Genomic DNA, 21,410 nt, shown 5'->3' on the forward strand with positions numbered 1-21,410 from the left:
GTTGGGGGCCCCTAGTCCAATCAGTGCTCTACCTCCAAGACTCTCACAACATGAGGCTAGCCCTAAAGCTATTTCGGAGAGAACCAGCTATCTCCAGGTTCGATTGGAATTTCTCCGCTACCCACACCTCATCCCCGCACTTTTCAACGTGCGTGGGTTCGGGCCTCCATTCAGTGTTACCTGAACTTCACCCTGGACATGGGTAGATCACCTGGTTTCGGGTCTACAACCACATACTAAACGCCCTATTCAGACTCGCTTTCGCTACGGCTCCGCCTTATCAGCTTAACCTTGCATGGGATCGTAACTCGCCGGTTCATTCTACAAAAGGCACGCCATCACCCATTAACGGGCTCTGACTACTTGTAGGCACACGGTTTCAGGATCTCTTTCACTCCCCTTCCGGGGTGCTTTTCACCTTTCCCTCACGGTACTGGTTCACTATCGGTCACTAGGTAGTATTTAGCCTTGGGAGATGGTCCTCCCAGCTTCCGACGGAATTTCACGTGTTCCGCCGTACTCAGGATCCACTCAAGAGGGAACGAAGTTTCAACTACAGGGTTGTTACCTTCTTCGACGGACCTTTCCAGGTCGCTTCATTTACTTCGTTCCTTTGTAACTCCGTATAGAGTGTCCTACAACCCCAAGAGGCAAGCCTCTTGGTTTGGGCTAATTCCGTTTCGCTCGCCGCTACTCAGGAAATCGCATTTGCTTTCTCTTCCTCCGGGTACTTAGATGTTTCAGTTCCCCGGGTCTGCCTTCAATATCCTATGTATTCAGATAAAGATACTGTTCCATTACGAACAGTGGGTTTCCCCATTCGGAAATCTCCGGATCAAAGCTCACTTACAGCTCCCCGAAGCATATCGGTGTTAGTCCCGTCCTTCATCGGCTCCTAGTGCCAAGGCATTCACCGTGCGCCCTTTCTAACTTAACCATTAGCGAATAAATGGTACAACATAAAGTTGTGTTATTTATTGGTTTGATTAAAGAAAAGTTTCACTTTTCCTCAGCAATTACTGTTATCTAGTTTTCAAAGAACAATCGCAACCAAAATTCTTCTTATCTAATAAGAAGAAAGTAGTATGCTTTCTATAATTGAGAGATTGAACTCTCAAAACTGAACAAAGTGTCAAAACGTACGTCATGTAAAAATCCTTAGAAAGGAGGTGATCCAGCCGCACCTTCCGATACGGCTACCTTGTTACGACTTCACCCCAATCATCTGTCCCACCTTAGGCGGCTAGCTCCTTACGGTTACTCCACCGACTTCGGGTGTTACAAACTCTCGTGGTGTGACGGGCGGTGTGTACAAGGCCCGGGAACGTATTCACCGCGGCATGCTGATCCGCGATTACTAGCGATTCCAGCTTCATGTAGGCGAGTTGCAGCCTACAATCCGAACTGAGAATGGTTTTATGGGATTGGCTTGACCTCGCGGTCTTGCAGCCCTTTGTACCATCCATTGTAGCACGTGTGTAGCCCAGGTCATAAGGGGCATGATGATTTGACGTCATCCCCACCTTCCTCCGGTTTGTCACCGGCAGTCACCTTAGAGTGCCCAACTAAATGCTGGCAACTAAGATCAAGGGTTGCGCTCGTTGCGGGACTTAACCCAACATCTCACGACACGAGCTGACGACAACCATGCACCACCTGTCACTCTGTCCCCCGAAGGGGAACGCTCTATCTCTAGAGTTGTCAGAGGATGTCAAGACCTGGTAAGGTTCTTCGCGTTGCTTCGAATTAAACCACATGCTCCACCGCTTGTGCGGGCCCCCGTCAATTCCTTTGAGTTTCAGTCTTGCGACCGTACTCCCCAGGCGGAGTGCTTAATGCGTTAGCTGCAGCACTAAAGGGCGGAAACCCTCTAACACTTAGCACTCATCGTTTACGGCGTGGACTACCAGGGTATCTAATCCTGTTTGCTCCCCACGCTTTCGCGCCTCAGCGTCAGTTACAGACCAAAAAGCCGCCTTCGCCACTGGTGTTCCTCCACATCTCTACGCATTTCACCGCTACACGTGGAATTCCGCTTTTCTCTTCTGCACTCAAGTTCCCCAGTTTCCAATGACCCTCCACGGTTGAGCCGTGGGCTTTCACATCAGACTTAAGAAACCGCCTGCGCGCGCTTTACGCCCAATAATTCCGGATAACGCTTGCCACCTACGTATTACCGCGGCTGCTGGCACGTAGTTAGCCGTGGCTTTCTGGTTAGGTACCGTCAAGGTACGAGCAGTTACTCTCGTACTTGTTCTTCCCTAACAACAGAGTTTTACGACCCGAAAGCCTTCATCACTCACGCGGCGTTGCTCCGTCAGACTTTCGTCCATTGCGGAAGATTCCCTACTGCTGCCTCCCGTAGGAGTCTGGGCCGTGTCTCAGTCCCAGTGTGGCCGATCACCCTCTCAGGTCGGCTATGCATCGTTGCCTTGGTGAGCCGTTACCTCACCAACTAGCTAATGCACCGCGGGCCCATCTGTAAGTGATAGCCGAAACCATCTTTCAATCATCTCCCATGAAGGAGAAGATCCTATCCGGTATTAGCTTCGGTTTCCCGAAGTTATCCCAGTCTTACAGGCAGGTTGCCCACGTGTTACTCACCCGTCCGCCGCTAACGTCATAGAAGCAAGCTTCTAATCAGTTCGCTCGACTTGCATGTATTAGGCACGCCGCCAGCGTTCATCCTGAGCCAGGATCAAACTCTCCGAAGAAATGTTTGACTTGCTCATTTAAAAAATAAAAATTAACGTTGACGTTTGTCGCTTTGTTCAGTTTTCAAAGTTCAACCGTTGCTCTGAAGCAACTTTATTAGTATAACATTCTATTATTTTGATGTCAACATCTTTTTTAAGATGTTTCTCTCAACTACGCTGTTCATCAGCGACATTTAATAATTTACCATATATAATATATAGAGTCAATCGTTTTTCTAAAAAACTTTATAAATAAAAAAGTTAATGAAGTAAACCTTCAGTAAAGTAACCAATTAACCTCTATTACAATAGCAATCTAGCCGCTATGCAGTTTTCTTATCTTACCATAAAAAAAAAGCCCAGTCATTAAACTGAGCTTTTTTATTTAAACTATTCTGCTAAGAACGCGAAATAGAGTATGAAGATGATACAGAGAGCATACATAATGGGATGCACTTCTTTTCCACGCTTGCTGCATAACATTGTAATAGGATAAAAGATAAAGCCAACCGCAATGCCTGTTGCAATACTGTACGTTAATGGCATCATGATCACCGTGAAAAATGCCGGAACTGCCACTTCGAACTCTTTCCAATTGATTTCTCCTAAGTTTGACACCATCAGAGCTCCTACCGTAATTAAAGCTGGCGCAGTAACAGCTGGTGTTACGACCGCTAACAACGGAGAAAAGAACAGTGCAACTAAGAAAAACGCCGCCGTTACAATTGCAGTAAATCCTGAACGTCCGCCCGCTGCTACTCCAGCCGTAGACTCTACGTAAGCTGTTGTTGATGAGGTACCAAGAACAGCACCAACTACAATCGCACTAGAATCTGCCAATAACGCTCTGCCCGCTCGCGGAAGCTTATTATCTTTCATAAGCCCAGCTTGACTCGCTACAGCAACCATCGTACCTGCTGTATCGAAGAAATCAACGAATAAGAAAGTTAAAATGACGACTAGCATCTTTACAGTAAAGATATCACCGATATTTTGGAAAGCTGCCCCAAACGTCGGGTCAAGACTAGGAACCGATGAAACCACTGCTTTAGGTGTATCAATTAACCCAAAAGCCATACCTGCTACAGCCGTTACAATCATACCGATAAATACAGCTGCATTTACTCGAAGCACCATTAATACAATAGTAATGACAATACCAAAAACCGCAAGTAATGTTGTTGGGTTCGTCAAATCACCCAGTCCAACGAATGTGGCATCATCTTTGACGATGATTCCCGCACCTTTCATACCAATAAAACTAATAAATAAACCAATACCTGCTCCAACAGCCATTTTTAATTCAATAGGAATAGAATTAATAATTTTTTCTCGCAGGCTTGTTAATGTTAAAAGAATAAAAATAACACCTGATATCATAACACCCGTTAAAGCCGTCTGCCATGGAATTCCCATCGTCAGAACAACTGTATAAGCAAAAAATGCGTTTAATCCCATACCTGGAGCTAATGAAATTGGATATCTACCAAGCACTCCCATAACAATTGATCCCAAAGCTGCCGCTAAAGCAGTAGCTGTAAATACAGCCCCTTGGTCCATTCTCATACTGTCAGGTAGATCCTTTACATCACTTAGTGATAGCACAGATGGATTAACAAATAAAATGTAAGCCATAGATAGAAAAGTTGTAAGGCCAGCTATAAACTCTTTTCGGTAGCTAGTACCCAGCTCTTCAAAACGAAAATACTTCTTCACGTTTTTTCCTCCCTTTATAGAAGCCGCATGCACTTAGGCAAGCCATAAAAAATGCCTCTACACTATGGCGCGTAAAGGCATAAAATCGACTAAAAGAGAAATGTATGAGCAAAAAACAAAAGATTTTTATACATACATGTATTACTTTCTCGTAGTCAAGCCATTTACGGTAGCTCGGTAGAAACTTTTGGGCCTTATCCCCAAGATTATACGACATTAAAGCTATATCTCGCTGTTTTATGTTACTATCCTACCATTAACTTTTTAAAAAAGTCAACAAAAAACGAACATTCTTATAAAAGAATGTTCGTTTGTTCGGTTTTCTTACATATTATTCCCATTCAATTGTTGCAGGTGGCTTACTTGTAATATCATACACTACGCGGTTAATATGCTTAACTTCGTTTACAATGCGCGTTGAGATAACTTCAAGCACATCCCAAGGAATACGCGCCCAGTCAGAAGTCATACCATCAATCGATGTAACAGCACGAATACCGATTGTGTAATCATACGTACGAGCATCTCCCATTACACCTACACTGCGGATGTCAGGAAGAACCGTAAAGTATTGCCAGATATCGCGCTCTAAGTCTGCTTTTGCAATCTCTTCACGTAAAATAGCATCCGACTCACGTACAATTTCTAACTTCTCTTCCGTAATTGCACCAAGTACACGAATACCTAGACCTGGTCCTGGGAAAGGCTGACGCCAAACGATGTTATCAGGAATACCTAATTCAGAACCTAATGCGCGTACTTCATCTTTGAATAGCGTGTTTAACGGTTCGATTAGTTTGAACTGCATATCTTCCGGTAATCCACCTACATTGTGGTGAGATTTAATCGTTTGAGCTGTAGCTGTCCCACTCTCGATAATATCTGTGTATAGCGTACCTTGAGCTAGGAAATCAAACCCTTTTAATTTAGCAGCTTCGTCATCGAATACATAAATAAATTCATTACCGATGATTTTACGCTTTTGTTCAGGATCTGATACACCGCTTAATTTTTCTAAGAAGCGATCTTTTGCATCGATTTTAATTACGTTCATATTAAAGCCTTCGCTAAATGTTTCCATTACGCTTTCAGCTTCACCTTTACGTAATAAACCGTGATCTACGAACATACATGTTAACTGATCACCAATTGCTTTGTGAATTAATACAGCTACTACCGAAGAGTCTACTCCGCCGCTAAGTGCGCAAAGTACTTTTCTATCTCCAACTGTTTCACGGATTTTATCCATTTCAACTTCAATGAAGTTCTCAATTGACCAGTTTGCTTCAGCATGACATACTTCAAACACGAAGTTCTTTAAGATATGGTTACCGTGCACTGAATGGCGAACTTCTGGATGGAACTGCACTCCGTACATATTCTTTTCTTTGTTACTCATTGCGGCAATTGGACAAGATGGGCTAGTTGCGTCCACTTCAAAACCAGCTGGTGTTTCTACAACTAAATCACCGTGACTCATCCAAACAACTTGTTCTTTTGGCAACTCATGGTACATTAATGAATCGTTTTGTACGTTAATCGCTGCTTTACCATATTCACGATGGCTAGCACCTTCTACCTTCCCGCCAAAATGATGAGTCATTAATTGCATTCCATAACAAATACCTAAAACAGGAATACCTAATTCAAAAATGTTTTCATCGCAGTGAAATGCGTTTTCACCGTACACACTGTTTGGGCCTCCAGAGAAAATAATTCCCTTTGGATTTAATGCTTTAATCTCTTCTGCTGTAATTGTGTGCGGATGCAATTCACTATATACTCCGAACTCGCGAATGCGACGCGTAATCAGTTGGTTATATTGACTACCAAAATCTAATACAACAATCATGCCTTCCATCTTGTTCACCTCTCCGAATGTGTAAATAATCACTTGTTATTATGCCCTAAAATATAAAAAAAACTAGACTTCTCCCTCAAAAAACAAAGGCAGAAGTCTAGTTGAGCACGACGTTTATCGTCAAATAGACTGTTCTGCCTTCATAGTCAGATCGTTTAAGGTGACCCGGTAGAGACTCTCGAACCATATTATCGAGGATATATGAAGGTATACGAAACATTTATAGTAAGTTCGAGAATATTCTATCAATCCGCGAAACAATGGTCAAGAACTCGTTTTTTTGATTAAATTTTCCCACAATTCAATCGACTCTTTCCATTCTTTTATGGAATCTGCATTTCGATATAAAACCCGCTCGTATTTTTCCGTTAATTTTAGCATATTTACCGTATTTAATTTTTCGTCTACTTCTCCTGCAAAGTCGCGCAGCGTTTGATTTTCTTGCCGTTTTAGTCCATTTGCAGCGAGTCTTTTAAGTAAAAAAGCATACGCTGATTCAAAGGTTTCCACACTCTCTTTCTTTTTATAAAAAGAGATATAAAAAGGTAAAAACCATTTAAATCGATTGAGATATATTACTATTAACATAACTACAATCAGTCCGTAGAAAAGCACTTTCCATTTCATAGACAACTTAGCATTTTGAAGAGAAGCTGTTTTTTCTTTCTCTCTTTTTTCTTGTGCCGGAAGCTCTTTCTTCTTAGGCTGCTCCTTGACTTGCGTTTCTTGTTTCTCTTCTTCCCTTTGACTATTTTCACTAGAGTTGTTAGGTTGGCTATCTACAAAATCATAAGGATTAGAAAAACTTTTTGTTGGTTCAAAAGGTACCCAGCCCGCTCCTGGAAAATAGACTTCGACCCAAGAATGAGCATTATTTTGTGTAATTTCATAGGTTGTCCACTTACTACTTCCTGAAATAACGGTGGCATCACCTTCTGTATAGCCCTTTACCCACCGAGCAGGAATATCTAATGAACGAAGCAACACGACCATAGAAGTAGAGAAGTTATCACAGTATCCTCTTTTTGTATCAAATAAAAATTGATCCACATAATCTTTATTCTTCGTAGGAATTGGAACATTTTCAGTATCATATACATATGGATTGGATCGGAAGTATTCTTCAACGGCTTTCGCTTTTTCATAGCGATTGTTTTTATTTTTTGTTATCGTACGAGCTAAATCCTTTACTCGTTTTGGCAAATTAGCAGGAAGCTGTGTATACCTTGCTATAAATTCATTATTATTCTCTAGACTCTCTGACTTTTTCTCCTCTGCTTGCTGAAGAAGCCCGGTATCAAACACAGGATATTTATACGTTAGCTCATACGATTGAACAGTAACAAGTTTGTCATTTTGATAAGGATATAATTTTTCATTTGTCGGTGTAACATCGGTTTGAATGCCATTTTTTAAGGTTAGAGACAGCAGTTGAGGAACATGCATAAGATGAACAGAAGGCTGCGAATAGGTAACTTCTGCTTTTCTTACTTCTCCTGCAACACTTGAATCATATTGAGGGAGTAAGTTTTCATTTCCTTTGAAAGGCACTTTTTCTTCCTCTTTAGACAGCTCCCAGCCCTTACCTGTATACACATCCTTCGTTTCAATACGCCAATAGTGCTCATCCTCTACTTTAGCTGTAAACACAACCGTATCATCATTGACAAAGGATCCCCCCAATTTAGAATCGTCCATATCATAGCCAATTCGTTGACCGCTTGCAGATTCTCCCTGTCCTTGATTTGTTGTGTGAGCTGCAATAAAAGGGACCGGATCTGGCCACTGCGGACCTGGTTTAGGGGCGAGATAAGCCAGCACAATGACAATGGCTAAAAAACTGCCTAGAAAAAGAAACGATCGTTTTCTATTTTCTAAACGCTCGGTGCTAGCACCTTTTATACGTTCAGGATTGATGCGAAGCATGGCTACTAATAAAAATCCGATAATCGTCACGCGAATAATAGCAGCTCCGGCATCGTAAGTAGAAAAGGTATCCAATACGGTAATATACAAAATGGTTAAGAAGAAAAAGAAGAAAATTCTTTTTTGATAAAAGATCCAGTATCGAATTAAATAAGCCATAATCCAAAGCAGGATAAAAAATAAAGTGGTCCTCATTTCAAAGGATAAATTCGCTATATTCCACTCCATGATACTTTGTACATCTGACTGAAGAATTTCCAAAAGTCTTGGAAGCCATTCTGAAGAAAAGAAGGCACCTTGGAAATAGAGATTGTGAAGTGAAAACAAAATAAACAACATGCTCCCTAACGTCATCACAATAAACGGCAATCGAAACGTTAAGCTCAAAAAACAGTAAGCGACAAACAGGATAAAGTATTGAATTTGATTCGTATCAGTGACTTCATTTAAAGGGAGAAGCCATTCCACTAATAAAAAGAAAGCTCCCGCGTATAATAAGACGTTTTTTACATACCAAGCTGATTTATTCACTTATTTCCGCCCTCACTTCTTTTAGTGATAGAGGAAGATCAATATGAACGACTTCAATCGTTAAAGCAGAAGATTGTATGCCATTGACAATAACTGTCTCTTCGTCACTAAGCCCCGCTCCTTCATTTTTAACGACAATGAGTGAAGCCTTAGCATGAGGGCTCAGCTTGGATTGAATCTGGCCAATAAGAGTCCCTGTAACCTGACTGACAATTACCATAAAAGAATGCTGCTTTTGAATAGCAATATTCTGAAATTCTGTTTCGAATGCTCGATTGCTAATAGGCTGTGCACGTGCTAAGTGATGCAACAGGTTATCAGCCTCCCTTTGTTCAGAGGTTTTCTGCGAAAAAAGGGCATCTCCAGCTAAAAGAAAATCGACTTTTTTACGCTTGGTTTCTTCATGAATGAGCATGGATGCCAGAAAGCTCATTCGCTCTTCAAAGTATAGAGGGCTCATAACATCTGCAATGATAATTATACTCCGTTCATGATAATGACCAAACTCTTTAGAAATCAACGTAGCTTTACGAGCGGTCGCCTTCCAATCGATAGACCCTAATCGGTCACCCGGCTGGTATTCTCTAATGCCTGTCACTAACGTAGTAGATTGATTCCCCGTCGAAACTTCATTTTTTCCTTCTTCTATTCCCGCTAAAAGAAACGGGATATCTATCTCATGGATTTGAGGATACACGACAAACCGCTGCTGCAGTAGAAAATATGCCTTCTTTTTTACGATGCCTAATAAATCACTCAGTTCAATCGAAATCGTAAAAAATTCATATTCTCCTCTTTCTACAAACGATCTTTCATACGGGATAACAGCGTTTCGTTGAAAAAGCGGATAAATTGTTCTTTCTTCTTGATCTAAAAGGTTACTCTCCTCTTTCACGGCTGCCATATAAACAGGAAAAGCCGAGGAGCGTGTAATGTGAATGTCATACGAAAGATGATCTCCAGCGAATCGAGGCTGTAGCTTCACGTCACGAGCAACATTCCACTTCTTCAACGGATAGAGCAACACGGCTACCCCATATAATCCAAAAGGTAAGAAGCTATAAAATAAAAACCAGCTGACAAAGCCTCCTTGAAACATGGCGTAAGAAAACGTAGCGGTAAAGATGCAGAATAAAACGAACCAGTCTCTACCTTTGTTCCATATCACTTTTATATACTGTTTCATAAATTATCCTCTTACCTTTTAACAGGTACTTTCGTATCAGCCATAATTTGCTTCATCACATCACTCGCTATTAAACCGCTGTACTGAGTATCAGGTCTTAGCGTTAATCGATGTGCACACACATACGAAGCAAGCTCTTGAACATCATCAGGAAGACAGTAATCTCTTCCCTTTACTAACGCATATGCTTGAATAGCCTTCATAAAGGAAACCGTGCCACGAGGACTAATACCTAATGAAACATGTGGATGAGAGCGAGTTTTGCGAATAATTTCAATGATATAGTTCTTGATCGTATCATCTACATAAATACTGCTTACAGCTTTTTGAGCCTGTACTAATTCTGGAACGCTCATAACAGGTTTGACATCTTCAAGATTAACTTGAGTCGATACGCCATTTAAAATTTGAAGCTCCTCTTCTTGCGTAGGATACCCCATGCTTAGTTTGAATAAAAAACGATCCAGCTGCGCTTCCGGCAAATGATAGGTCCCATCAAAATCAACGGGATTTTGAGTAGCCATCACAAAAAAAGGCGCCGGAATTTCCCGGGTGATACCATCGGTTGTTACATGATGCTCAGCCATTGCTTCTAAAAGCGCCGATTGTGTTTTAGGAGAAGTCCTGTTAATCTCATCAGCGAGTACTATGTGGCTCATGATAGGACCTGGACGAAAATGAAATTCCATGTCTTTTGGACTGTAAATAGAAACACCTGTTACGTCGGACGGCAGCAAATCAGGCGTGAATTGAATTCGTTTAAATTCCGCATCAATTGATTTGGCCAGTGCCTTCACTAGCATCGTTTTTCCTACACCCGGTACATCTTCAAGCAAAATATGGCCCTCGGCAAGCAAAGCAACCAAACTCAACGTAGATACGTGACGTTTTCCAATCACAATTTGATCAATGTTTTCTAATACTTGGTTTAATTTATTATTAATATGATCCAGCTGAATCAACGACGCTCCCCCTTAAAACTCAGTTAAGCCTTGAGTTTAGTAAGTTTTCCAATAAACATAGTACTATCTTAACAAATTTTAAAAAAATCTGAAAATATTAACGCACACAAAAAAGCGACCAAGTGAGTACTTGGTCGCTTTTTTAGGTAGGGCAGTGATTACATCATGCCGCCCATTCCACCCATGCCGCCCATGTCAGGCATTGCAGGAGCTCCGCCTTCTTCTGGCTTGTCAGCAACAACTGCTTCAGTTGTTAAGAACATAGCCGCTACAGAAGAAGCATTTTGAAGAGCTGAACGCGTTACTTTTGTTGGGTCAACGATACCAGTGTCTAGCATATTTACCCACTCGCCAGTTGCAGCGTTGAATCCAGTTCCAACTGCTTCGCCTTTTAGACGCTCAACGATTACTGATCCTTCTAAACCAGCGTTGTGAGCGATTTGACGTACAGGCTCTTCAATCGCACGCAATACGATGTTGATACCTGTAGCAGTGTCACCGTCAGCTTCGATGCTTGCTACTTTATTATAGATATTTACTAATGCAGTACCACCACCAGCTACGATACCTTCTTCAACCGCAGCACGCGTAGAGTTTAATGCATCTTCAATACGTAATTTACGTTCTTTTAACTCAGTTTCAGTTGCCGCACCAACTTTGATTACAGCTACGCCACCAGCAAGTTTTGCTAAACGCTCTTGTAATTTTTCACGGTCAAACTCTGAAGTTGTTTCTTCAAGCTGAGCTTTGATTTGGTTTACACGTGCTAGGATATCTTCTGCGTTTCCTGCACCGTTTACAACTGTTGTATTTTCTTTTGTTACAACAATTTTAGAAGCGCGACCTAATTGATCGATGCCTGCTGTTTTTAAGTCAAGACCAAGCTCTTCAGTGATTACTTCTCCGCCTGTTAGGATCGCAACGTCTTGTAGCATTGCTTTACGACGATCACCAAAACCAGGAGCTTTAACAGCTACAGCTGTAAATGTACCACGAAGTTTGTTCACAACTAATGTTGCTAAAGCTTCGCCTTCTACGTCTTCAGCGATGATTAATAGCGGCTTGCCTTGTTGAACAACTTGCTCTAATACCGGTAAGATTTCTTGAATGTTACCGATTTTTTTGTCTGTGATTAAGATGTACGGGTCATCTAATACAGCTTCCATTTTATCTGAATCAGTTACCATGTAAGGAGATGCATATCCACGGTCAAACTGCATACCTTCTACCACTTCTAATTCAGTTGTGAAACCTTTTGATTCTTCAAGTGTGATAACGCCGTCGTTACCAACGCGCTCCATTGCTTCAGCAATTAATTGACCTACTTCTTCGTCAGCTGCTGAGATAGCCGCTACTTGAGCAATTGAATCTTTACCTTGAATTGGTTTAGAGATTGCTTTTAGTTCTTCAACCGCTACAGCTACTGCTTTTTCCATACCTTTACGGATACCCATTGGGTTAGCACCAGCCGTTACGTTTTTAAGACCTTCTCTGATCATTGCTTGCGCTAAAACTGTTGCAGTAGTTGTACCGTCACCAGCAACGTCGTTTGTTTTGCTAGCAACTTCGGCTACTAATTTAGCACCCATATTTTCAAATGCGTCTTCTAATTCGATTTCTTTTGCAATTGTTACACCGTCATTTGTAATAAGCGGTGAACCGAATTTCTTTTCCAATACAACGTTACGACCTTTTGGTCCAAGCGTTACTTTTACAGCATTTGCTAATGTATCTACACCACGTAGCATTGCGCGACGTGCTTCTTCGCTAAATTTAATGTCTTTTGCCATATTCTTTGACCTCCTCAAGATGTTCTTAATAATCTATTTTTTACGTATGATAAGTTTGTGGTTAAAATTAGCCGATTACAGCTAAAATATCGCTTTCGCGTAAAATTAAGTATTCAGTACCTTCGTATTTTACTTCAGTACCCGCATATTTTGAGAAGATGATACGATCGCCCGCAGCTACTTCTAAAGCTACACGCTCACCGCTTTCTAATACTCGGCCTGTACCTACAGCAACAATTTTACCCTCTTGTGGCTTTTCTTTTGCACTGTCCGGTAACACGATACCGCTTGCTGTTTTTTCCTCAGATTTTACAAGTTCAATCACTACGCGATCACCTAATGGCTTTAACAAGTGAAACAACCTCCTCAAATAATATGTTTGCATTTTTATTAGCACTCAACCTCAACGAGTGCTAACACAATTATTATATTAAAACAAAGTGGGTTTTTTTTGCAAGTATTAAACAAAAAAAATTTAAAATTTACGACAACTACATATAATAGTCTTAGATTTCGACGATTTTGAGAAATAAAGCATTCTTTTCTCTGTTCAATAATATGTATGTTACAATACGAGCAAGAAGAAATTACTAACTTTACAGTACTTCTTCGACATATATACATAAAAACCTTTTAAAGGAGTATAGAAGATTGGAAAAACGTTATTGGTATGTTATCCTCACTTACATCCTTATGCAGTTTTCAGGAGTTGTTGGTATACCGCTGTTAAAATTAACAGGAATATTTGATGACTATCCAGTTCGAACAGCGAATGTCATGCTTTTGACTTATTGGACTATCATTAGCTTTATCCTTGGTTTACTTATTGTCTTACTGCTGCTGCGCCGTGACATGTCCATGCGTATAGAACATGCTGGAAAAACGATTGCTGTTGTCTGGTCAGTCCTTGGGGTGTTTCTCGCTATGGCTGGTCAAGCTGTAGCAGGTATGATTGAGCACGCTCTTGGCATTACCCAAGTATCTGAAAACACACAAAATATTGTTAATCTTGTTAAAGCAACGCCGTTCCTTATTGTCGTTACGTCTGTTATTGGACCAATACTAGAAGAGATTATTTTCCGAAAGATTATTTTTGGTTCTCTTCACAAACGATACAATTTCTTTATCTCTGCATTTATTAGTTCCCTTATTTTCGCTGCGGTACACTGGGATTTTAAACATTTACTTGTGTATACAGCTATGGGATTTGTATTTGCATTCCTTTATGCAAGGACGAGACTAATTGTTGTACCTATTATTGCTCATGTTTTGATGAATACAATCGTTATTTTATCTCAAACTATTTTTGCAGATAAAATTATAGAAATGCAAAAACAAGCAGAACAAATGCAGTTCATTTTTGGAGGCATGTTTTTATGAAGAATATCCCTTTAACACGAGGGTTTATTTATATTATTATGGGGATTTTATTCACCTACTTGGCAATTCAAAATGCCCAGGAAACCGTCTGGAATTTCCCCACAATCTTATTTGCACTCGTAGCCGCATTCGATTTCAGGTTTGCGGTTCGCATCTTTATCTTGCACTACAAAATTAAAAAATTGCAGCAGCAATATAAAAATCAAGATGATTCATCCAAATAAAAAAACCACTGTTTCAGTGGTTTTTTTTACATACTAACATCTTCTCTTTCTTGCTCTGCCCTTGCCTTTAACACTTTGCGATACGAAATGCGGGAAATAATGATGCTGATTTCATACAAAATTAAGAGCGGCACTGTCACCATCATGTGCGAGAGCAATTCCGGTGGTGTAATAAGTGCGGCAATAACTAGCAGTACGAAATAGGCATATTTTCGAATTTGAGATAAAAACATAGGCGTTATAATTCCTAAACGCGTCAAAAACATAACGACGACAGGAAGCTGAAACAACAGGCCAAAAGGCAGTGTGAGCTGCATTAAAAAAGAAAAGTATTCATTAATGCCAATCACTTGGTTTACATTCAGCTCATCAGAAACGCGCGTCATAAAATCAACGACAAATGGAAACAACACAAAATAAGAAAAAGAGACACCGCCGATAAAGAGAAAAATGGAAACAGGAATATATCCAAGCGTTACCTTACGCTCTTTTTCATATAAACCAGGACTAATAAATGCCCAAAGTTGATACAGTGCAACAGGAGCTGCAAGTACACAGCCGATAATAACAGCAAATTGCATATAAATCTTAACTGGATCTGTTAACCGAAATGCATTCATCGTTAAATTCTTTGCCTCATCAGCATGCTGTAAATAGACAATAACCTTATCCGCTATAAAAAAGCCGCCAATTGTGGCAATCACAAAGAAAAATAAAACAATTAAAATGCGTTTTCGCAGCTCTCCTATATGATCATATATTGACATTTCTTGTTCGGTCATACTATGATCACCCTTTTACTCTTTGTCATCTACTTGACGCTGTTTATCTTTTTCACGATCTTCTGATGCACCGCTAGCGGCATGCTTAAACTCTCTAAGCGTTTGGCCCACTGATCTTCCTAGCTCCGGTAACCGTTTCGGTCCAAAAATAAGCAGTGCTACAATCGCAATAATAATCCAACTGCCTGCTCCAATCCCCATATTCCCACTCTCCTTATTAATTTAGACTTAAGGAAATCGTAACACAGTCCACCTTATTCAACAGGATAATTTTTCAAAAAATAGACAAGCGACTGTAATTCTACAGCAAGATCAATATGATGCAGTCGAATCTCATCCGGTACGTTTAAGCGTGCAGGAGTGAAGTTTAGAATCCCTTTAATTCCGCAATTCACTAAACGATCGGTAATTTGCTGAGCAACAGTTGCAGGAACGGTTAAAATCGCTACTGAGATGTCATCACTCATATAATCTTCCAATTGGTCAAGGTGATAAACCGGCACGTCGCCTACTTTCGTACCGACTTTATCTTCTATCACATCAAAAGCGCACTCAATTTTGGTGTTATTATTTTTAATAAAATTATAATTTAAAAAGGCCGTTCCTAGATTCCCTACGCCAATCAGTGCTACTTTCGTTACTTCATCTTGGTCTAACGTTTTACGGAAAAATGTAAGTAAATAATTCACATTGTAGCCGTATCCCTTTTTTCCTAATGCTCCAAAGTAAGAAAAGTCCCGACGAATAGTAGCAGAATCCACTTTCACTGCCTCACTTAACTCCGCTGACGACACACGCTGTTTACCAGAAGCATGCAAGTTTTTCAAAAAACGATAATAAAGCGGCAATCGTTTAGCCGTTGCTTGTGGTATTTTTAATTGTTCAGTGTTCACGTTGTACCCCCTCAGTTCATGTATGTCATTACTAACATTTTCAAGTCATATTGCATTACCTTTCACAAAGCATCAACCGCTTTGAGGTAGCGCTTCCAATTCTCTCTCTTTTCTCTTGTTTTATATATACTCCGCTTCACACCCCGAAGGCTTTTGTCTATCCAGCACTACTTAAAGTCGGTAGCTAGAACGAAGTAATTAGCCCTTCAAAGGATTCGTTTGTTAGTCATGACGGGTTTTCTACATCCATCATATATAAGTTCAGAGATGCACTTATCTCTTATTTTAACATAGTATCCTGTATAAAATGTGCAGGTAAAATCATTTTATTTCATGAATCAAAACATTCGCTTCATCATTTGTCCTTGTCCCTCTACAAATTACAAACGCTTGTAGGAAGAACTTGTAGTTGAAAATATGTTAAAATACACTATGGATATACTACTAGAGGTGAAAAAATGATTATTCTACAATTGAACGGTATTACAAAATACTATGGGGCAGAACCCATTTTATCGAATATAAAGTTAGAAGTACAATCAAAAGACCGCATTGCCCTAGTGGGACGAAACGGTGCTGGTAAATCAACTTTATTAAAAATTATTGCTGAGCAGCTTTCTTATGACAGCGGAGAGATTATCAAACCTAAAGGTGTTTCCATTGATTATATGGGACAAGATACAGTTCTTGAATCAACACTCTCCATATGGGAAGAAATGATGACTGTCTTTGCTCCGTTAAAGAAGATGGAAAAAGAATTACGTACGCTTGAAACGAAGATGGGCGATCCAGATATTTTTAATGATTCAGTTCAATACGAAAAACTAACCAAAGAGTACGATCAGCTTCAAGTAACGTTCAAAGATTTAGGCGGCTATCAATATGAAGCGGATACACGATCTATTCTTCACGGTTTCCGTTTTTCAAACTTTGACTACAGCACCCCTATTTCCTCCTTAAGCGGTGGACAAAAAACGCGCCTGGCTCTTGCAAAACTGCTTTTAACAAAGCCTGATTTGCTTATTCTGGATGAGCCTACCAACCACTTAGATATTGAAACTTTAGCATGGCTGGAACAGTTTCTGCAAGGGTATGAAGGAGCTATTTTAATCGTTTCACATGATCGTTACTTCCTTGATAAAGTCGTAAATCAAGTGTATGAAGTCGTACAAAAAACAACGGTGAAGTACACGGGCAACTACTCTAAATACCTTGTACAAAAAGCAGAGCGATATGAAAAAGAGTTGCGTCAGTACGAAAAGCAGCAAGATGAAGTCGCAAAGCTGAATGATTTTATTCAGCGAAACATCGCCCGCGCATCGACTACAAAACGTGCGCAAAGCAGACGTAAACAGCTCGATCGAATGGAGTTAATAAATCGACCTAACGAAGGCGAAAAATCAGCTAGTTTTTCGTTTGAAATTGAACGTCAAAGCGGAAATGAAGTCTTAAATCTGGAAGATGTGTCTATCGGATATGATGAACACAACTATGTCGTCCAAGAGGCAAACCTTCGCATTAAAAAAGGGGAAAGCCTTGCGTTGGTTGGTCCTAATGGCGTGGGGAAATCAACTTTATTAAAAGGCATTGTGGATAAACTCAGCTTCAAGACTGGGACCATTTCCTTTGGCTCAAATGTAATGGTTGGTTATTACGACCAAGAGCAAGCCAATTTAACGTCTAATAAAACCGTTTTAAATGAACTTTGGGATGACTACCCAGCCAAACCTGAAAAAGAAATCCGTACAGCGCTTGGAAATTTTCTGTTTTCAGGTGATGATGTACTGAAAATCGTTTCCACGCTCAGCGGTGGTGAAAAAGCACGTTTGGCTCTTGCGAAGCTTATGCTTCAAAAAGCTAACTTCTTAATTTTGGATGAACCTACTAACCATCTTGATTTAGATAGCAAACAAGTACTCGAGAATGCGTTAATTGATTACCCAGGGACTCTATTATTTGTTTCACATGACCGTTATTTTATTAATCGTATTGCCAATAAAATAGCAGAGCTATCTCCTGAAGGAGTAGAAGAATTTCTTGGAGATTATGACTATTATGTAGAAAAGAAAGCAGAAATAGAGGAAATCAAAGAATTAGAAAATATAAAAGCAAACGAAGAACGTACGGTAAAAGTAGATAAACAGTCCTATAAACAAGATAAAGAACAAAAGAAATTGATGAGACAGCGAACGCGCCGCATTGAAGAAATTGAAACTGAAGTAAACAAATTAGAAGCCGCCCAAGCGGCGAATGAAGAACTTCTTTGTGACCCTGAAATTTATCAAAATCACGAAGAAGTATCAAGATTAAACGGTGAAAATGAAAAAATTTCTTCACAGTTATCCACATTAATGGAAGAGTGGGAAGAATTACAGCTGCTTCTAGAAGAGTAGCCTATATTTTTGCGTATCTATTCATCCTATTTACTTGTTCATGCGCTTAAGAGCAAGCTTTATCCACTCTGTGAATAAATAGTGGATATCTGTCTGATTTTCATAATTAAAACTTGTTGATAACAGGTCCGTGTACTGAGTGCACGGACTTTTCCACATAATTATCCACAGTCAATTCTAAATTTATTGAATATTGTTGATAAATCATTTTTATCCACAAAAAAAGACGAATGAGAAATAAATCTCATTCGTCACTTACTCTTCCAAGTCCAAACCGGGGTTTGCATTTAATGACATATCTGAACGTTTTCCTTGAGCAAATCGTACGCTTGCTGCTGCTCCAATCATTGCGGCATTATCCGTACATAGAGATAGCGGCGGGATAATAAGCTCAATATTTGATAGGGGTTCAAATGCCTCTTCTAGCGCTGCTCTAAGCCCTTTATTAGCAGCAACTCCTCCTGCTAATAAAACTTGCTTAACGTTATATTCCTTTGCAGCTTTAATCGTTTTAGTTACTAACACATCAATGACACTCGCTTGAAAGCTAGCAGCAAGTGTTTGTGGAAGAATCTCTTCACCTTTTTGCTTCGCATTGTGGACAGTGTTAATAACTGCTGATTTTAATCCACTGAAACTAAAATCATAGGATCCTTCTTCTAGCCAAGCACGCGGCAAATCAATTAATGGCTCTCCTTCATGTGCAAGGCGGTCAATATGAGGTCCGCCTGGATATGGAAGGTTTAACGTGCGGGCTACTTTATCGTAGGCTTCTCCTGCTGCATCATCTCTTGTTTCACCGATCACTTTAAAATGACCGTGACTTTCCATGTATATAAGCTCCGTATGCCCGCCAGATACAACTAGCGATAAGAGCGGGAATTCTAGTTTTTTGATTAGCTGATTTGCGTAAATATGTCCTGCAATATGATGAACACCAATTAATGGCTTTTGATGTGCAAATGCTAGCGCTTTGGCTGCATTTACGCCAATAAGAAGTGCTCCCACAAGCCCTGGTCCTTCCGTTACAGCTATTGCATCTATATCTGCAAACGTCAAGTTCGCTTGATTTAAAGTTTCTTCAACTACTACTGTAATTTGTTCTACATGATGACGAGATGCAATTTCCGGTACGACACCGCCAAATCGTTTATGGCTTTCTATTTGAGAGGCCACCACATTGGCTACAATTTCATGACCGTTTCGAATCACAGCTGCTGCTGTCTCATCACAGCTTGTTTCTAATGCTAAAATTAATTGATTTTCATTCATAAATTCACCCACATAACTAATGCATCCTCATTGTTATCAGAATAATAATTCTTACGAATACCTCCAGGTTTAAAACCTAGCTTTTGATACAATGATTGTGCAATATGATTAGATACCCTAACTTCTAATGTCATTGACGTAGCACCTAGTTTTCGAAGAACGTCCATCACGTTGCGCAGCAGCAATTCACCGAGTCCCTTGCCTCGGTAGTCTGGCAATAGCGCAATGTTGGTTACATGTGCTTCGTCAATAACAATCCACGTTCCGCAATAACCAATAATATTTTCTCCTTCTTCCATCACAATGTAAGTTGAAAATTGATTATTGGTTAACTCATTTTGAAATGCTTCTGCACTCCAAGGTGTCGTAAAAGACTTCTCTTCGATTTTCACTACTTGATCAATATCTTTAACTTCCATTAAACGAAACTTAATTGTTAGTTTCATGTTATACCTTCTTTTATCCTTTTTGCTGTGAAGCAAGCCAGTTGGCTTCTGCTTCAGCTAAACGAATGTAGTTCGGAACAAAAGTATGCACAGACTGCGGCTCTTTCTTCATTCCTAAGAAAGCCAATTCACTTGGTCTTGGGTTAAACTGCTGAACATGGGCAAATACAGCTTGTTCACTCAACACTTCTTTTAACGCCTCTTCATGCATGGAAAGATCATTGCCTATGAATAAAATAGGTTTGTTGTATGACTTTAAATGTTCCGCCCAGTCCTTATTAATAACAAGTCGATCACTTTCAACTTCTACAAGACCTCGTTCGTTATTCCATTCATATAGTCCTGTATAAAGCTGCTGACGGCGCGCATCAAATAACGGAGCAATATATCCATCAAAATAACGACCGTTTGCTGCTAGTGCCTCAAGGCTAGATACACCTATTAAAGGAATATTTAAAGTCCAAGCAAGTGTCTTGGCAATGGTAACACCAATGCGTACACCGGTATAGGACCCGGGACCGTGTGCCACTACAATACGGTCTAGCTCGCTTGGCGCAATATCACAATCTTTTAACAAAGATTCCACAGCGTTCATCACACGAACAGAGTGATTCTTTTTTAGATTCGTAATAATTTCTCCAATTACTTTGTTTTCTTCAACGACAGCAACACCCATGACAAAATTGGATGTATCAATGGCTAACATTTTCATCTTTTAAAAAGCTCCTTACATATTTCAACGTACCGACTGCCTATCGCTTTTACAAGGATTTTACGAGTCGTTTCGTTTTCATGGTAAATATTGATTTGAATATATTCATTAGGAAGCTGCTCTTCAATCAGGTGAGCCCACTCCACGACCGTCACGCCATCTCCTTCAAAATACTCATCGAACCCTAGGTCTTCAAATTCATCCCCTAGACGGTACACATCCATATGGTAAAGAGGAAGGCGACCGCTTTTGTATTCTTTAATGATAGTAAATGTCGGGCTATTCACATTGCGTTCAATTCCTAAGCCTTTAGCTAAACTTTTTGTGAATGTTGTCTTTCCAGCTCCCAAATCACCTTCAAGCAGCAGCACGTCACCAGCTTCTAATAAAGTTGCTAGACGAGCAGCCAGCTGATTAGTTTCATCAGGAGACGTAGACATAAACGTAAATTCATTAATCTCTGTCATTCATTCAGAACCTCATTTCAATCTGTATATATATATTGTAAACGTTGTGGACTATACATATCCAGTAAGAAATCCAACAATCTTTAACATCGCAATTCTACAAAGAAATTTCTTTGTATATAAAAAATTCCTTAGGATTGCTCCTAAGGACGGTAAAGTTTTATATAAAAATG

General features: G+C 40.0%; 17 protein-coding genes, 2 rRNA genes and 2 riboswitches (1 of these 21 cut by a window edge). Of the genes, 3 read left to right on the forward strand and 16 right to left on the reverse strand.

Annotation, left to right across the window (positions count from 1 at the left end; translation table 11 throughout):
* From ACWATA_RS23085 to groES, 9 genes are all read right to left on the reverse strand, one after another.
* A 23S ribosomal RNA gene (locus tag ACWATA_RS23085) occupies positions 1 to 937 on the reverse strand (it extends 1,999 nt beyond the left edge of the window).
* 225 nt (positions 938 to 1,162) lie between these two features.
* Positions 1,163 to 2,714 (reverse strand): 16S ribosomal RNA (locus ACWATA_RS23090).
* Together the 16S and 23S rRNA genes form the textbook arrangement of a ribosomal RNA operon.
* Positions 2,715 to 3,086: 372 nt before the next feature.
* Positions 3,087 to 4,412 (reverse strand): NCS2 family permease, encoded by a 1,326-nt coding sequence (locus ACWATA_RS23095; RefSeq protein WP_013055032.1) that lies wholly within the window; start codon positions 4,410 to 4,412, stop codon positions 3,087 to 3,089.
* A 132-nt stretch (positions 4,413 to 4,544) separates the two neighbouring features.
* A riboswitch (purine riboswitch) is annotated at positions 4,545 to 4,646 on the reverse strand.
* A 97-nt stretch (positions 4,647 to 4,743) separates the two neighbouring features.
* Entirely contained in the window at positions 4,744 to 6,273 is a 1,530-nt protein-coding gene (gene guaA, locus ACWATA_RS23100; protein ID WP_028412703.1) for a glutamine-hydrolyzing GMP synthase, read from the reverse strand.
* 123 nt (positions 6,274 to 6,396) lie between these two features.
* Positions 6,397 to 6,498: riboswitch (purine riboswitch) on the reverse strand.
* Positions 6,499 to 6,537: 39 nt separating this feature from the next.
* Positions 6,538 to 8,730 (reverse strand): transglutaminase TgpA family protein, encoded by a 2,193-nt coding sequence (locus tag ACWATA_RS23105; protein ID WP_098627211.1) that lies wholly within the window; start codon positions 8,728 to 8,730, stop codon positions 6,538 to 6,540.
* Positions 8,723 to 9,916 carry a DUF58 domain-containing protein gene (locus ACWATA_RS23110; protein WP_473050194.1) on the reverse strand — a complete coding sequence of 398 codons (1,194 nt, stop codon included), beginning with the start codon at positions 9,914 to 9,916 and terminating at the stop codon, positions 8,723 to 8,725. Before ACWATA_RS23110 ends, ACWATA_RS23105 begins: the two co-directional genes overlap by 8 nt.
* An 11-nt stretch (positions 9,917 to 9,927) precedes the next feature.
* Positions 9,928 to 10,878 carry an AAA family ATPase gene (locus tag ACWATA_RS23115; protein WP_034265622.1) on the reverse strand — a complete coding sequence of 317 codons (951 nt, stop codon included), beginning with the start codon at positions 10,876 to 10,878 and terminating at the stop codon, positions 9,928 to 9,930.
* Positions 10,879 to 11,036: 158 nt separating this feature from the next.
* Positions 11,037 to 12,668, reverse strand: a complete 1,632-nt coding sequence (gene groL / locus ACWATA_RS23120; protein WP_028412700.1) for a chaperonin GroEL — start codon at positions 12,666 to 12,668, stop codon at positions 11,037 to 11,039.
* Positions 12,669 to 12,735: 67 nt separating this feature from the next.
* Positions 12,736 to 13,020 (reverse strand): co-chaperone GroES, encoded by a 285-nt coding sequence (groES, locus tag ACWATA_RS23125; protein WP_013055026.1) that lies wholly within the window; start codon positions 13,018 to 13,020, stop codon positions 12,736 to 12,738.
* Between the two features lie 299 nt (positions 13,021 to 13,319).
* On the opposite strand from groES, the gene ACWATA_RS23130 reads away from it, so the two are divergent.
* Entirely contained in the window at positions 13,320 to 14,048 is a 729-nt protein-coding gene (locus ACWATA_RS23130; RefSeq protein ID WP_049162688.1) for a CPBP family intramembrane glutamic endopeptidase, read from the forward strand.
* Positions 14,045 to 14,272 carry a YdiK family protein gene (locus ACWATA_RS23135; protein WP_013055024.1) on the forward strand — a complete coding sequence of 76 codons (228 nt, stop codon included), beginning with the start codon at positions 14,045 to 14,047 and terminating at the stop codon, positions 14,270 to 14,272. The genes ACWATA_RS23130 and ACWATA_RS23135 overlap by 4 nt, the downstream gene beginning before the upstream one ends.
* Positions 14,273 to 14,298: 26 nt before the next feature.
* Here the strand turns inward: ACWATA_RS23135 and tatC are convergent, their stop codons facing one another.
* From tatC to ACWATA_RS23150, 3 genes are read right to left on the reverse strand one after another with little or no spacing between them, the layout of a single operon-like run.
* Positions 14,299 to 15,054, reverse strand: a complete 756-nt coding sequence (gene tatC, locus ACWATA_RS23140; protein ID WP_013055023.1) for a twin-arginine translocase subunit TatC — start codon at positions 15,052 to 15,054, stop codon at positions 14,299 to 14,301.
* A gap of 15 nt (positions 15,055 to 15,069) precedes the next feature.
* Positions 15,070 to 15,255, reverse strand: coding sequence for a twin-arginine translocase TatA/TatE family subunit (tatA, locus tag ACWATA_RS23145; protein ID WP_013055022.1), 186 nt, complete (start codon positions 15,253 to 15,255; stop codon positions 15,070 to 15,072).
* Between the two features lie 53 nt (positions 15,256 to 15,308).
* Entirely contained in the window at positions 15,309 to 15,947 is a 639-nt protein-coding gene (locus ACWATA_RS23150) for a redox-sensing transcriptional repressor Rex (RefSeq protein WP_013055021.1), read from the reverse strand.
* A 458-nt stretch (positions 15,948 to 16,405) separates the two neighbouring features.
* Here ACWATA_RS23150 and ACWATA_RS23155 point away from each other — a divergent pair, with 458 nt between their 5' ends.
* Positions 16,406 to 18,340, forward strand: a complete 1,935-nt coding sequence (locus ACWATA_RS23155; RefSeq protein WP_033580896.1) for an ABC-F family ATP-binding cassette domain-containing protein — start codon at positions 16,406 to 16,408, stop codon at positions 18,338 to 18,340.
* Between the two features lie 255 nt (positions 18,341 to 18,595).
* Here ACWATA_RS23155 and tsaD read toward each other — a convergent pair whose 3' ends face one another.
* Genes tsaD through tsaE form a run of 4 tightly spaced genes read right to left on the reverse strand, consistent with a single transcriptional unit; the run spans position 18,596 to position 21,237 of the window.
* Complete coding sequence (gene tsaD / locus ACWATA_RS23160; RefSeq protein ID WP_165635442.1) at positions 18,596 to 19,612, reverse strand: tRNA (adenosine(37)-N6)-threonylcarbamoyltransferase complex transferase subunit TsaD; 1,017 nt, start codon at positions 19,610 to 19,612, stop codon at positions 18,596 to 18,598.
* Positions 19,609 to 20,058, reverse strand: coding sequence for a ribosomal protein S18-alanine N-acetyltransferase (gene rimI / locus ACWATA_RS23165; RefSeq protein ID WP_028412696.1), 450 nt, complete (start codon positions 20,056 to 20,058; stop codon positions 19,609 to 19,611). Before rimI ends, tsaD begins: the two co-directional genes overlap by 4 nt.
* A gap of 13 nt (positions 20,059 to 20,071) precedes the next feature.
* Positions 20,072 to 20,770: a tRNA (adenosine(37)-N6)-threonylcarbamoyltransferase complex dimerization subunit type 1 TsaB gene (tsaB, locus tag ACWATA_RS23170; protein WP_028412695.1), complete on the reverse strand. Its 699-nt coding sequence runs from the start codon at positions 20,768 to 20,770 to the stop codon at positions 20,072 to 20,074.
* Positions 20,767 to 21,237, reverse strand: a complete 471-nt coding sequence (gene tsaE / locus ACWATA_RS23175) for a tRNA (adenosine(37)-N6)-threonylcarbamoyltransferase complex ATPase subunit type 1 TsaE (RefSeq protein ID WP_013081426.1) — start codon at positions 21,235 to 21,237, stop codon at positions 20,767 to 20,769. Before tsaE ends, tsaB begins: the two co-directional genes overlap by 4 nt.
* Between the last annotated feature and the right edge of the window lie 173 nt (positions 21,238 to 21,410).

Source organism: Priestia sp. USM5, from assembly GCF_058323215.1.

Coding starts and splice junctions, on each gene's coding strand:
- guaA (WP_028412703.1), bottom strand. CDS start 6,273: ATGGAAGGCATGATTGTTGTATTAGATTTTGGTAGTCAATATAACCAA.
- ACWATA_RS23110 (WP_473050194.1), bottom strand. CDS start 9,916: ATGAAACAGTATATAAAAGTGATATGGAACAAAGGTAGAGACTGGTTC.
- groL (WP_028412700.1), bottom strand. CDS start 12,668: ATGGCAAAAGACATTAAATTTAGCGAAGAAGCACGTCGCGCAATGCTA.
- ACWATA_RS23135 (WP_013055024.1), top strand. CDS start 14,045: ATGAAGAATATCCCTTTAACACGAGGGTTTATTTATATTATTATGGGG.
- tatC (WP_013055023.1), bottom strand. CDS start 15,054: ATGACCGAACAAGAAATGTCAATATATGATCATATAGGAGAGCTGCGA.
- tatA (WP_013055022.1), bottom strand. CDS start 15,255: ATGGGGATTGGAGCAGGCAGTTGGATTATTATTGCGATTGTAGCACTG.
- ACWATA_RS23155 (WP_033580896.1), top strand. CDS start 16,406: ATGATTATTCTACAATTGAACGGTATTACAAAATACTATGGGGCAGAA.
- tsaD (WP_165635442.1), bottom strand. CDS start 19,612: ATGAATGAAAATCAATTAATTTTAGCATTAGAAACAAGCTGTGATGAG.
- rimI (WP_028412696.1), bottom strand. CDS start 20,058: ATGAAACTAACAATTAAGTTTCGTTTAATGGAAGTTAAAGATATTGAT.
- tsaB (WP_028412695.1), bottom strand. CDS start 20,770: ATGAAAATGTTAGCCATTGATACATCCAATTTTGTCATGGGTGTTGCT.
- tsaE (WP_013081426.1), bottom strand. CDS start 21,237: ATGACAGAGATTAATGAATTTACGTTTATGTCTACGTCTCCTGATGAA.